This is a genomic window from Duganella sp. 1224 (genome assembly GCF_013408245.1).
In the GTDB taxonomy this organism is placed as follows: Bacteria; Pseudomonadota; Gammaproteobacteria; order Burkholderiales; family Burkholderiaceae_D; genus Rugamonas.
The window spans coordinates 827,357-839,695 of record NZ_JACBYS010000001.1; the positions used below are offsets into that span (position 1 = coordinate 827,357).

10 protein-coding genes are annotated in these 12,339 nt (G+C 66.4%); 5 read left to right on the forward strand and 5 right to left on the reverse strand.

The window, feature by feature from the left end; translation table 11 throughout:
* Positions 1-61 precede the first annotated feature (61 nt).
* Positions 62-1,564, reverse strand: coding sequence for an FAD-dependent monooxygenase (locus tag FHW58_RS03760; RefSeq protein WP_179671712.1), 1,503 nt, complete (start codon positions 1,562-1,564; stop codon positions 62-64).
* 106 nt (positions 1,565-1,670) lie between these two features.
* Here FHW58_RS03760 and bla point away from each other — a divergent pair, with 106 nt between their 5' ends.
* From bla to FHW58_RS03780, 4 genes are read left to right on the forward strand one after another with little or no spacing between them, the layout of a single operon-like run.
* Complete coding sequence (gene bla / locus FHW58_RS03765; protein ID WP_179671713.1) at positions 1,671-2,552, forward strand: class A beta-lactamase; 882 nt, start codon at positions 1,671-1,673, stop codon at positions 2,550-2,552.
* Positions 2,553-2,610: 58 nt separating this feature from the next.
* The gene (locus tag FHW58_RS03770) at positions 2,611-3,012 is read left to right on the forward strand and encodes a GFA family protein (protein ID WP_179671714.1); all 402 of its coding nucleotides are present in this window, start codon (positions 2,611-2,613) and stop codon (positions 3,010-3,012) included.
* Positions 3,009-4,166, forward strand: coding sequence for a GNAT family N-acetyltransferase (locus tag FHW58_RS03775; protein ID WP_179671715.1), 1,158 nt, complete (start codon positions 3,009-3,011; stop codon positions 4,164-4,166). Before FHW58_RS03770 ends, FHW58_RS03775 begins: the two co-directional genes overlap by 4 nt.
* On the forward strand, positions 4,163-4,636 hold the full coding sequence (locus FHW58_RS03780) for a GNAT family N-acetyltransferase (protein ID WP_218892622.1): 474 nt from the start codon (positions 4,163-4,165) through the stop codon (positions 4,634-4,636). The genes FHW58_RS03775 and FHW58_RS03780 overlap by 4 nt, the downstream gene beginning before the upstream one ends.
* 107 nt (positions 4,637-4,743) lie before the next feature.
* Here FHW58_RS03780 and FHW58_RS03785 read toward each other — a convergent pair whose 3' ends face one another.
* From FHW58_RS03785 to FHW58_RS03800, 4 genes are read right to left on the reverse strand one after another with little or no spacing between them, the layout of a single operon-like run.
* Positions 4,744-5,295, reverse strand: a complete 552-nt coding sequence (locus FHW58_RS03785) for a YdeI family protein (RefSeq protein ID WP_229265043.1) — start codon at positions 5,293-5,295, stop codon at positions 4,744-4,746.
* Complete coding sequence (locus FHW58_RS03790; RefSeq protein ID WP_179671717.1) at positions 5,292-6,023, reverse strand: polysaccharide deacetylase family protein; 732 nt, start codon at positions 6,021-6,023, stop codon at positions 5,292-5,294. The genes FHW58_RS03785 and FHW58_RS03790 overlap by 4 nt, the downstream gene beginning before the upstream one ends.
* Positions 6,020-6,595: a 4'-phosphopantetheinyl transferase superfamily protein gene (locus FHW58_RS03795; protein ID WP_179671718.1), complete on the reverse strand. Its 576-nt coding sequence runs from the start codon at positions 6,593-6,595 to the stop codon at positions 6,020-6,022. The genes FHW58_RS03790 and FHW58_RS03795 overlap by 4 nt, the downstream gene beginning before the upstream one ends.
* Positions 6,592-10,635: a Pls/PosA family non-ribosomal peptide synthetase gene (locus FHW58_RS03800; protein WP_179671719.1), complete on the reverse strand. Its 4,044-nt coding sequence runs from the start codon at positions 10,633-10,635 to the stop codon at positions 6,592-6,594. The genes FHW58_RS03795 and FHW58_RS03800 overlap by 4 nt, the downstream gene beginning before the upstream one ends.
* Before the next feature lie 126 nt (positions 10,636-10,761).
* On the opposite strand from FHW58_RS03800, the gene FHW58_RS03805 reads away from it, so the two are divergent.
* The gene (locus FHW58_RS03805) at positions 10,762-12,264 is read left to right on the forward strand and encodes an AMP nucleosidase (RefSeq protein ID WP_179671720.1); all 1,503 of its coding nucleotides are present in this window, start codon (positions 10,762-10,764) and stop codon (positions 12,262-12,264) included.
* Positions 12,265-12,339 lie beyond the last annotated feature (75 nt).

Genomic DNA, 12,339 nt, shown 5'->3' on the forward strand with positions numbered 1-12,339 from the left:
AAGGTCGGGCATCGGCGCGATGCTGACCTTAGCTTGCTCACCGCCGGGCTGTCAATGGCATTTAGCTATCCCTGCCGAAGCGCAGCTTGAGGCGCGTGGCCAGTGCCTGCAACACGTCGGTTTCCTGGCGCGGCAGGGCCAGCGCCACGTGCATGTCCGGGCGCACCAGGTAGGCGGCATCTTCCAGCAGGCCGGCGTGGGCGTGGGCCTCGGTCCACGGCCAGGCGTGCAGCGGCAGGCGCAGCGCCTGCGCGGCGGCGGCCAGCGCCGGATCGGTGTGGCCATAGACGTGCAGCTGCCAGTCCAGCGATTGCAGCGGCACGAAGTTGTCCGGCACCCAGGGCAGCCGGTCGCCGCCGATGATGTCGCCTGCGCGGCCGGCGCTGAGCGGGCTGTCGGGATAATGGATCATCACCTGCGAGACGGTCTTGAACAGCGTGCGGCGCGCGGCGGACAGGCCGCTCAGCGCCGGCAGCACGTGCGGCAGCAGCCAGTTGCGCAGCAGCTGGCCGCCCGGCCCCTGCGAGACGATCAGCTGGAAGGCGCGGTCGGTGGTGGTCACGAGCTTGCGGGCGAAAACGATGCGTTCGGCCTCGTAGGTGTCCAGCAGCGCGGCGTCGGCCCGGCCCTGCAGCACGTGGGCCAGTTTCCAGGCCAGGTTGATGGCGTCGCCGATGCCGGTGTTCATGCCCTGGCCGCCGGCGGGGCTGTGGACGTGGCCCGCGTCGCCGGCGATAAAGCAGCGGTCGACGCGAAAGCGTGTGGCCACGCGGTGGTGCACGCGGTAGGTGGAGAACCAGTTCACCTGTTCCACGCGGATGCCCAGCAGCGGCTCCAGTACCGGGCGCACCGCCTCGAAGTCCGCGTGGGCTGGCGCGCCGTCCGGCAGGATACCGATCAGGCGCTGCATGCCGCGCGAGCGCACCGGCAGCATCAGCGCAAAGGTGTGGGCGGCCAGGTGGCCGACCAGGTCCTGGTTGGGCGGGCCGGCGGTCTGCACGTCCGCCACGTAATACAGGTGGTTGTAGGTGCCACCGGCGAAGTCCAGCCCGAGCGCTTCTCGCACGCGGCTGCGCGCGCCATCGCAGCCGCACAGATAGGCGCTGCTGCAGGTGACGCGGTCGTCGCCGTGTTCCAGCACCGCGCGCACGCCCCATTCGTCCTGCGTGAACGATTCCAGCTCGGTGTTCCATTCCACCTCCACGCCCTCGGCGCGCAACTGCGCCACCAGCAGGTGTTCGTGGTCGTCCTGCGGGTAGGCCAGCACAAAGGGGTAGGGACTGAGGCCGGCGCCGATGTCGCGCAGCGGCAGCGCGACGATGTCCTCGCCGTGTTCGCGCAGGTGGATGGCGTCTATCTGGATGCCCTGGTTGATGACGGCATCGGCGAAGCCCAACTGGCGGTAGAACTCCAGCGTGCGGGCGTGGACCGCCATGGCGCGCGAGGCCTGTCCGGGGCCGCTGTTGCGGTCGATGATGCGCACGACAACGCCCCTTCTTGCCAGCGCAATGGCAAGCACCAGGCCGGTGGGACCGGCGCCGACGATGAGCACCTGGGTAGACATGTGGCCAGTCTACCGCCAGTAGCGATCGCGCTGCGCGCAATTGGGGATTGGCATTTATGGCAAGACTGTGCTATGTTTATTTTTACTTAACTCTTATTCGCAGCCGATGACCGATTTCACAACCCGCCGCATGCTGGTGCTGGCGCTGGCCAGCGCCCCGCTGGCGCGCGCCGCCGATCTGCTGGATCAGGCGCCAGGCACCACGCCGGTGTCGCGCACCGGGCAACTGGCGCGGCTGGAGAAGGAATACGGCGGCCGGCTTGGTGTGGCGGCGTTCAACACGGCGGACGGCCGCCAGTTGCTGCACCGCGCCGACGAGCGTTTCCCGATGTGCAGCACCTTCAAGATGATGCTGGCGGCGGCGGTGCTGGCGCGCGAGCCGTCGCTGCTGGACCGGCGCCTGCGCTACGACAAGGTGGATCTGGTGCCGCATTCGCCGGTCACTGGCAAGCACGTGGCGGAGGGCATGACGGTGGAGGCACTGTGCGAGGCCACGCTGCAGTACAGCGACAACACGGCGGCCAATCTGCTGATGAAGCAGATCGGCGGTCCGGCGGCGGTGACGGCCTATGCGCGCTCCATCGGCGACGCCGAGTTCCGGCTGGACCGCTGGGAAACCGAACTCAATTCCGCGCTGCCCGGCGACGTGCGCGACACCACCACGCCGCAGGCGATGGCGCGTTCGCTGCACAAGCTGGTGATGGGCGACGCGCTGCCGCTGCACTGCCGGCGCCAGCTCAAGGACTGGATGATCGGGAACACCACCGGCGCCACGCGCATACGCGCCGGCGTGCCCGCAGGCTGGGTGGTGGCCGACAAGACCGGCGCCGGCGATTACGGCACGGTCAACGACATCGCCGTGATCTGGCCGCCCGGCCGGGCGCCGATCGTGCTGGCCGTGTATCTGACCCAGCCCGCCAAGGATGACAAGGCACGCCCCGAACTGCACGGTGACGTGGCCAAGGTGGCGATCGAGGCGTTCCGGTGAACGAATACGGCTCTCACGACCAAGCTGCGCCGCGCAGTGACAAGGTGGCGCGGCTGCCATGCTGAAGACTTACCACGGCAGCTGTCATTGCGGCGCGGTGCGCTTTGCGGCGGACATCGATCTGGCGCAAGGGACCTTGCGCTGCAACTGCTCCATCTGCGTCAAGATGCGTTACTGGCCCGCGATCGTCAAGCCCGAGGCGTTCCGCCTGCAATCGGGCGAGGGCGATCTGACGCTGTACCAGTTCCTCACCAAGCGCGATAAGCACCTGTTCTGCCGTCACTGCGGCGTTCACCCCTTCGGCATCGGCGTATCGCCGCGCTGGGGCGAGTTCTACTCGGTCAACCTCACCTGCCTGGATGACGCCAGCGAGGAGGAGCTGGCCAACGCCCCGATCACCTACCTGGACGGCAAAAACGACAACTGGAACGTGCCGCCAGCGGAAACGAGGCATCTATGACCCCCGATCCAGAGGTGGACAAAGCCTTGCTGGCGCTGCACGAAGGCCGGCATGACGAAGCACTCGTGGCGCTGCTTGCGCTATTTGCGCGGGCGGATGACCGGCATTTCATCACCATGTTCGCCTGGAGCCAGTTGATTGAGCAGTATGCCCCGGCGCGTGCCGCCATGGTGCGTGAACGTGACGCTCAGGCCAGCCGCCTGTTGGCCGAGGATACGATGTTTGGCGAGGATGACGGCGGCCGACAGCGTGGCCGGTTCGAGATCATCGTCGAGATGAATGAAATATTAGAGGACAGCCGGACCACCTACGAATTGTTCCTGCAGTTGCTGGCGGCCCAGCCGGATCTGGCGAAACGAAACGCCTGGCGCGCCTTGCCGGCCGTGGTTGAAGCACAGGATTATGTGCTGGCCGAACGCTATCTCCGCGACCCGTCGGCCAGGCTGCCCGAGCTAAACAGCCTGGCAGAAAAGGTGCCGCTGATGCCGACCCGCGGCGAGCCGCCGCGTCTGGCCGCCGAGCTGTCGAATTTTGTCGGCGACCTGTCGCTCTGCGTCGCCGTCTGGCGCGGGCTGGGAAGAAGTGCGGAAGCGGATGCCTTGCAGAGCGCAGCAATCGCCGGCCTGGCCAACGACGCGATGCGCGCGCTTGCGCTTCGTGAGCTGGCCGATCCCGGCGTCATTCACCGTGAAACGGCCGATGCCAACATGCATGTTGACGCCGTGCGCGCCTACACTGCCGAAGATTTCGCCGCTGTCTGCCGCATTTATCTGGAAGCGAAACCGGATGAACTGCGTTTTGAAACGGCGTCATTCAACATTACGCCGCTGGAGCAGGACCAAGGGCTGTTGGCTGCCTTCGTCCAGTCGGATGTGATGGTCTACGATGCCGATGGCATACATGGCTTCGCTGCGGTGTTTGACGGGCAGTTGCGCGCGCTGTTCGTGCAGCGCGCCGCACGTGGGCGGGGCGTAGGCCAGGCGTTGCTGAATGCTGTTTTGGAAAAGACGCCCGGCGAGATCACGCTCAACGTCGCGCGCTCCAACCACGGCGCCATCAGCTTTTACGAGAAAAACGGCTTCGCCCTCTCCGGGGAGACCATCCGCCAATATGATGGCAAGGAAGTGGCCTACGTGCGGATGTCCAGACCATGATCGATATCCGATACACGAGAGAAGAAGACTGGCCGGAACTGAAACGCGTGCGGCTTGCGGCGTTGCAGGACGCGCCGACCGCCTTTGGCGTGACCTACGCCTCCGCCGCTGCCTACACCGACGACGCCTGGCGCGACCGCGCCGCGAGGCATGGTAAGGCGCGTTTCATTCTGGCGTTTGATGGCGCGGAAGCTGTCGGCATCGTTGGCTACGTGCCGAATGCGCAGCGCGAGCTGGAGCTGATCGCCATGTGGGTCGCGCCATCGCACCGTGGCACATCGACCGCCGCCCGGCTGGTCGATGCGGTCAAGGCCCATGCCGGCCATCGCATCCTGCTCGATGTGGCGCCGACGAATGCGCGCGCGTCGGCCTTCTACCAGAAACAAGGCTTTGCGTTCCTGCCGCAATGGGAACCGCTGGAAAGCCACCCCCACATCCAGCTGCAAAAGATGGCGTGGTCAAAGGGATAAAAGTCGACCGTCCGCCGCGAGCGGGAACCGTTCACCCCGCACTGCGGCGCGTAGGGTCAGACCCCGTAAGGGGTCTGACCCTGACCTTCCGGGGTTAGCTGCGAGGATCAGTCGTCGAGGCCCTTGCCGTCGAGGATGCGTTGCACGCATTTTTCGATGCGCGATTCGCGCGTTGTTGCTTGCTTGGCCGACGAAAAGTGCAGCAGGTAGGCGCGCTGCCGGCCAGGCGTCAACCCCTCAAACGCCGTGCGCAGGGCTGGCAGTTCATCCATCTTGCGCTCCAACTCCTCGGGAAAAGAGAACTCCGCAGTCTTCTTGAACGCCACCTTGGCGCCGGATTTTTCCAGCGCGATGGCGTCCTTGATGTAAGCCTTAAGCGTTTTCTCAAGCCGGGTGATGTCGGCCAGCGCGGTAAAGCGTATCTGCCGCGCGGCCTGCACGTTTTCCGTCTGCTGAATCAGGATGTTCTTCGGATCCTTCATCAACGCGCCCTTGAAGAACAGCAGCGCGCAGTACTCCTTGAAACCGTGGATCAGCACCACGTTCTGGCCGTCCAGCGTAAAGCAGGGCTGACCCCATTTGACCTGTTCGTCCAGGCCACAATCCAGCACGATGACGCGCAGTGCATCAAACTCCGCCTGCCACTTTTTATCGCTCATTTGGGCGCCTCCCATTCAAGGTGAACGACTTTGTAGCCCTTGTCCTGCAAGACCTTGAGCAGCGTGGGCAGCGCCCTGGCGGTGGCAGCGTGCTCGTCGTGCATCAGGATGATGCCGCGGCCTGCCTTATCCAGGCTCTCGGTCAGGCGCTGGGCCAGAATGGCGGTGGTATCCTCCGGGGTCCAGTCGTTGATGGCCATGTCGATGGAGGCGACCGTGATGTTGTCGCGCTTGAGCGCCTCCAGCAGCGTAGGTGTCTCTTCGAGGTAAGGGAAACGGTAGGCCGGCGGTTCGACGCCGAACACCGACTTGTAGGCGGCGCGGCTCAGTTTCAGGTCGTCCAGTTGCTGCTCGGGCGTCATCGTTCCCAGGTGCGGGTGCGTGTTGCTGTGGATGCCGGCCGAATGGCCCTCGCGGATCAGGCGCCGCGCCAGGTCGGGCTGCTGCTTGATATGTTCGCCGATCAGGAAGAAGGTCGCCTTGACGCATTGGTCGGACAGCGCTTTCAGCACCAGCGGCGTGTTGTCGGCGGATGGGCCGTCGTCGAAGGTCAGCACGACTTCACCTTTTTCCAGCGGCAGCGCGGCGTGCTGCAGCGCGCCGTATTGCGCGCCTTCGCGCTTCAGGGTGATGGTGCGGGCGGTGTTGAGCTGGTCCGGGCCGCACTGGGCGGCGGCGTTGGCGGTGGCTGTGGCGAGAACGGCGAGCAGCAGTGCGGTCAGTCTCATGCGGTTTTGTCTCCGATGTGGATGTGGCCTGCCAGATCAGGGTCTGGCAGGATCAGCGATATGGAGACGCCCGGAAGGTCGGCTTGCCATTCGCTGAGTTCTAATGCGTGGTATTTTAGCGCGGCTTCGCGTTGTGTCCATGCGTTCGCGAAGGCTTGCGGGCGGTGTGATGTGGCGTGCAGCGCGGCGGTGGCGGCTGGGCCGAGGTAGTCGCGGGCGACGGCCTGCCAGTCAGGGATGTTCTGGACGCGCATGATGTCGGCGCCAATGGGGCCGTGGAGGTTGATGGCCGCCAGCGAGTAGTGGTCTTCGTGCGTGATGGAGATGCCGACGCCGCTCTGCGCGCCGGCCAGCAGGAGGCGCGGCGGCGTGCCGGGCGTGGAGGTGATGGCGATGTCGGCAACCGGCACGCCCAGCACGGCGGCCACTGCCTCGCGCGCCGCCAGGCGGACCTGGCGCCGTGCGGCATCGCGCTGCGCGGCGGCGGTGCGGGTGTCGATCAGGATGGCGAACAGGCCGTCCCGCGGCATCGGCGTGGGGCCGGGCCAGCGGTGGACGGCCAGCGCCTTCATGGGCGCGCCGGAGCGGCCGGGCAGCCGGCCCAGTTGCCGTTGGCGGGGATGGTTTCGCCCTTCATCACCAGCGTCAGCGCGCCGAGGCGGGCGTTGTCGCCGACGGCCGCGCTGTACAGTACCGCCGCGCGCGGCCCCATGTAGACACGCTCGCCAATCACCACCTGGTCGATCTTCATCACGCGGTCCTCGAACAGGTGCGTCTGCGGGCAGGTGAGCGCATTCAGTTCGCTGTTGTCGCCGATTTGCACGCAATCGAATTCAGTGATGTCGGTGGTGTCCATGTACACGCCCTTGCCGATGCGGCAGCCCAGCAGGTTGAAGGCGATCGGCAGCCACGGCGTGCCGCGCAGGTAGCGCATGAAGTTGGGCACGGCGATGCCTTCATACAGGTTGGTCACGCCTTCCGACAGCCACACAAACGGCGTCCACATCGGCTCCGACTGTTTGCGATAGCGGCCGATCAGCGCCCACTTGAGCAGCACCACGAACACATAATTCAGCACGCCATACCCCAGGCCCGCCAGCGCCAGATCCCACGTCACTTCCGCCCAGCGGCCGGCACCGGCCGCCGGCATCACCGCCAGCACCAGCGTGTAGCCCACCGCGATCACCAGCGCGTGCGGCGCGACGATGCGGAAGGCCTCGATCAAGCCGCGTCCCAGGCGGCGCAGCGGCGACGGGTGGAAGGTCAGGTGTTCCGGATAACCGCTGGTCTGCTCGCGCGCCGGCAGGTTGATAGGCGGGGAACCGAGCCACGTATCGCCGTCCTTCATGTGGTGATTATCCGGCGCGCGCGAATGCACGCCGATCAGCACATGCTCCGGCAGCACAGTGCCGTCCGGGATGTAGGCACCGTTGCCGACGAAGCTGCGGTGCGACACCACGGTTGGCTTCATCACCATCCAGCCGCCGTCGATTTCTTCGTCGCCCAGCATGACCGCGTCGGCGATGAAGGTTTCGTCGCCCAGCGTCAGCATGTCCGGCACCACGCCCAGCGCGGTGGAGATTTCTGCGTCCTTGCCCACCTTGGCGCCCAGCAGGCGATACCAGTACGGCGCGAACACGGTGGCGTAAATACCATGCAAAACGTTCAGGCTCGATTCCTGGATCTGGCTCACCAGCCATTTGGCACAGTAGGTGTTGCCGTGCACCGGGAACTGGCCGGGCTTCAGGCGTGGCAGCGCGCTCCAGCGGATACCGGCCGAGATCAGGGCGGTCAGCACGATCAGCACCGTGCTGGCGGGGAAGGCCAGCAGGAAGTAGCGCAGCAGTTGAATGCGCACGTCGTCGCCCTGAATCCACGGCAGCCAGCCCGCTTCGTCAAACCAGTCGATCAACACGAAGCTCGGGAACACCGGCATGAAGAACAGCGTGACGATGCCGAGGATGCCGAGCACGAAGAACAGCGCCTCGGCGGCGCGGCGCGCGGCGGTAACTGGTGGGCGCGGCGGCAGGCGGGTGGTATCGAAGGCGCCCATGTCGCGCGCCGGTGAACCGGCCCACACGCGGCCGGCCGGCACCACGCCGCCGTCGCTGAGCGCCGACTGGCCTTCCAGATGGCCCAGCGTCTCCACGCGCGTGTTCCCCTCCAGGATGGCGTAGGAGCTGACGCAGGCGTCTTTTTCCAGCGTGATCTGGCCAAGGTGCAACTGGCCGCGTTCGACGCGGGCGTTTTCAAAATTGACGGCGTTGCCGATGCTGACCTGGTCGCCGATGTGCAGCAGGTCCGGGGCCCGTAGCGTGTAGGAGCCGATCGTGACTTCCTTGCCGATCCTGGCGCCGAGCGCGCGCAGCCACCAGATGTTGAGCGAGGAACCGCTGAGCAGATAGGCCGGCGCCGCCTCCACCAGGCGGTCTGCCAGCCACCAGCGGTAGTAGGTCAGCCCCCATAGTGGGTAGCTGCCGGCTTGCAGGCGGCCGGCGATCAGCCACTTGCCAAGAATGGCGATGCCGAATTCGCCGATGGTCGCCAGCAGGAACACGCCGACCGAGGCGGCAATGGCGCGCGCCACCGAGTCGCCGGGGTCGCCGGTGAAGAAGTGATAGGTGAAGAAGGGCGCCAGCCATTGCGCCATGCGCAGCGTGACCAGCGGCGGCATGGCAGCGGCCTGGGCGATGCCGCATACCCAGCGTTTTACCCGCGATGGCGGCGTCCAGTCCTGTTCCTGCTGGCCGCCGCCGGGAGCGTCGGCCAGCGCCTGGGCGATCTTGCCGATCTGGCGTTGCTGGTAGATGTCCCTGACGGTGACGTGGGCGTAGCGCGGGTCGGCGCGCAGCGCGGAGGCCAGGCGGGCGGCGAAGAACGAGTGGCCGCCAAGATCGCTGAAAAAATCGGCGTGGCGCAAGATCGGCTGGCCGGGGAACAGCGTGGCTAGCGCGGCGAACAGCGCTTCCTCTGCTGGCGTTTCAGGCAGGTCGGATTCGGCGACGCTGCCGGCCGGCGGGGCGCTGAGCGGCGTGGCCTTCAGCGTTTTGCGGTCGATTTTGCCCGAGGTCAGGCGCGGCATGGCGTCCAGCATTTGGTAGCGGCCGGGGACCATGTGCGGCGGCAGTTTTTCGGCCAGCGCGGCGCGCAGCGTGCGGTTGTCCAGCGTGACGCCGGAATCGGGCACGATGTAGGCCACCAGCTGGTCGATGCCGTCATCCTTGCGCAGCAGGACGGCGACCGTGCCGACGCCGGGTTGCTGCGCCAGCAGGGCTTCGATTTCGCCCAGCTCCACGCGGAAGCCGCGGATCTTGACCTGGTCGTCGGCGCGGCCCAGGCAGGTCACTTCCTCGTCCGGGCCGATGCGCGCCAGGTCGCCGGTGCGGTACAGGCGCGCGTCGTGCGGGCCGGTGGACCAGGGATTGGGCAGGAATTTTTCCGCCGTCAGGTCAGGGCGGCCGAGGTAGCCGGCCGCCAGGCCTGGGCCGGTGATGCATAATTCGCCGACTTCGCCGTAGGGCAGCAGGCGCAGGACCGGGCCGGAGGCGCCGGGCGCGGCGTCGGTATTGGCGTCGATGACCAGCAGGCCGTAGTTGGGCAGCGGGCGGCCGATGGTGACCGGATAGCCCGGCTGCAGGCGCGCCAGACTGGCCGACACCGTGGCCTCGGTCGGCCCATAGGTGTTGAACATCTGCCGGCCCTCGCGCGACCAGCGCGCGACCAGCGACTCCGGACAGGCCTCGCCGCCGAGGTTAATCAGCCGCAGGCCCGGCACGTCCTGGTTGAACAGCGCGAGCAGCGTCGGCACCGCATGCAGCACCGTCACGTGGTGCTGCTCCAGCATGCGCGGCAGCGTCTCCGGATCGCCGCTGATTTCCTTGGGCCCGATCCACAGCGTGGCGCCGACCAGGTACGAAATCCAGATCTCCTCGAACGACATGTCGAAGGCCACCGAAAAGCCCTGATACACCTTGTCGTCGGCGCGCACGCCCAGCACCTCGTTCTCGCTGCGCAGGAAGTGGCAGATGCTGCGCTGGGTGATCAGGATGCCTTTCGGCTTGCCGGTCGAGCCGGACGTGTAGATCACATACGCCGGCACGTCCGGCGACACGGTGCCGCGCCGCGCCAGCACCTCGCCGTCCGCCGGCGCGGCCAGCAGCGCCTCCGCGGTCCACACCGGACGGCCGGACGCCACGAAATCGGCCAGCGCGGCCAGGCGCGGCGCGAACGCGGCGCTGGTCAGCACACCGGCGCCGGACGCGTCGTCCAGGCACACCTGCAGCCGCTCGACCGGCGTATCCTCATCCACCGGCAGCCACGCGGCGCCGGCCTTGGCGATGCCCGCCTGCAGCACCAGCAACTCGATCCCGCGCGGCAGCCACAGGCCGACGATCTGGCCCGGCCGGACGCCCGCCGCGATCAGCCGCGACGCCACCAGGTCGGCCTGCCCGTTCAGCTCACGGTAGCTCAGCGACCGTTCGCCGAAAATCAGCGCGGTCTGGTCGGGCGTGCGGGCGGCGCTGGCTTCCAGCAGGTCGGCGAGGATCTCCTCGCGCAGCAGGCTTTCCTGCTGAGGGCCAAAAAGGACGTGCGGTGTTGCGGCTTGATTCATGCGGTGGCTTTTCTCGGTATCAGGGCATCATTGTACGGTACGCCAGATCGTTCCCATAGAGGGAGAATGCAAGTTCCGCTTACAGCCTTTACAATAGGAAATACGAGCCAAAACTGAAGGAGCCGCATGTCTACCACCCGCCCATTCATCGCCCCGATGCAGTTTGACGACCCGCAGGCCGCCTACGACCAGGTGCTGGCCATCTACGACGCCAATATCGCCTATCTGCGCGACGCCATGAAGCGTTTTGTGGCCGGCGAAAACGTCGGCGACCACGTGCGCGCCTGCTACCCGTTCGTGCGCGTCCATACCGACACCGTGGCGCGCGCCGACTCGCGCCTGGCATTCGGCTTCGTCGCCGGCCCCGGTACCTACGAAACCACGCTGACCCGGCCCGACCTGTTTGCCCGCTACTATCTGCAGCAATTCAAGCTGCTGCTGAAGAACCACGGCAGCCACCATGTCAAGATCGAGGTGGGCGTCAGCGCGCAGCCGATTCCCATCCACTTTTCGATCGCCGAACATGAGCACATCGAGGGCAGCCTGACCGCCGAGCGCCGCCTGCTGATGCGCGACGTGTTCGACCTGCCCAACCTGGCCGCCATGGATGACGGCATCGCCAACGGCACCCACGAGCCGCCGATGGGCGAGGCGCAGCCGCTGTCGCTGTTCACCGCGCCGCGCGTCGACTATTCGCTGCAGCGCCTGCGCCATTACACCGGCACCTCGTGCGAGCATTTCCAGAAGTTCGTCCTGTTCACCAACTACCAGTTCTACATCGACGAATTCATCAAGCTGGGGCACGAGCTGATGGCCAGCCCGTCCTCCGAGCCGGGCAACGACTACATCGCCTTCGTCGAACCGGGCAACCTGGTGATGCGGCGCGTGGGGCAGGCGGTGGAGCCGGGCGATGCCCACGGCGCCCAGCCGCCACGCCTGCCGCAGATGCCGGGCTATCACCTGATCCGCGCCGACGGCACCGGCATCTCGATGGTCAATATCGGCGTTGGCCCGGCCAATGCCAAAACCATCACCGATCACATCGCGGTGCTGCGCCCGCACGCGTGGCTGATGCTGGGCCATTGCGCCGGCCTGCGCAACACCCAGGAACTGGGCGACTATGTGCTGGCCCACGGCTACGTGCGCGAAGACCACGTGCTGGACGAGGACCTGCCGCTGTGGGTGCCGATTCCGCCGCTGGCCGAGGTGCAGGTGGCCATCGAGGCGGCCGTGGCGGAAGTCACGCAGCTCACCGGTCACGACCTGAAGCGCGTGATGCGCACCGGTACCGTCGCCAGCACCGACAACCGCAACTGGGAACTGATGCCGCAGCGGACGCCGGAGCGCCGCTTCAGCCAGAGCAGGGCGATCGCGCTGGATATGGAAAGCGCCACCATCGCCGCCAACGGTTTCCGCTTCCGCGTCCCGTACGGCACCTTGTTGTGCGTCAGCGACAAGCCGATGCATGGTGAGATCAAGCTGCCGGGCATGGCCAACCAGTTCTATCGTGACCGGGTCGACCAGCATTTGCGCATCGGTATCCGCGCCATGGAGCTGCTTCGGGCGCTGGGCGTGGACAAGCTGCACTCGCGCAAGCTGCGCAGCTTTACCGAGGTGGCTTTCCAATAAGCCTGATACGTTTTCCGGTATCGAAAACCGGAAAAATGTCATTGGCGGATTTGGTATATGCTTTATCATTCGCCT

Excerpts from the sequence above, each read along its gene's own strand:
- FHW58_RS03770 (WP_179671714.1), top strand. The coding sequence starts at position 2,611 with ATGCTGAAGACTTACCACGGCAGCTGTCATTGCGGCGCGGTGCGCTTT.
- bla (WP_179671713.1), top strand. The coding sequence starts at position 1,671 with ATGACCGATTTCACAACCCGCCGCATGCTGGTGCTGGCGCTGGCCAGC.
- FHW58_RS03800 (WP_179671719.1), bottom strand. The coding sequence starts at position 10,635 with ATGAATCAAGCCGCAACACCGCACGTCCTTTTTGGCCCTCAGCAGGAA.
- FHW58_RS03785 (WP_229265043.1), bottom strand. The coding sequence starts at position 5,295 with ATGAGCGATAAAAAGTGGCAGGCGGAGTTTGATGCACTGCGCGTCATC.
- FHW58_RS03775 (WP_179671715.1), top strand. The coding sequence starts at position 3,009 with ATGACCCCCGATCCAGAGGTGGACAAAGCCTTGCTGGCGCTGCACGAA.
- FHW58_RS03805 (WP_179671720.1), top strand. The coding sequence starts at position 10,762 with ATGTCTACCACCCGCCCATTCATCGCCCCGATGCAGTTTGACGACCCG.
- FHW58_RS03760 (WP_179671712.1), bottom strand. The coding sequence starts at position 1,564 with ATGTCTACCCAGGTGCTCATCGTCGGCGCCGGTCCCACCGGCCTGGTG.
- FHW58_RS03795 (WP_179671718.1), bottom strand. The coding sequence starts at position 6,595 with ATGAAGGCGCTGGCCGTCCACCGCTGGCCCGGCCCCACGCCGATGCCG.
- FHW58_RS03790 (WP_179671717.1), bottom strand. The coding sequence starts at position 6,023 with ATGAGACTGACCGCACTGCTGCTCGCCGTTCTCGCCACAGCCACCGCC.
- FHW58_RS03780 (WP_218892622.1), top strand. The coding sequence starts at position 4,163 with ATGATCGATATCCGATACACGAGAGAAGAAGACTGGCCGGAACTGAAA.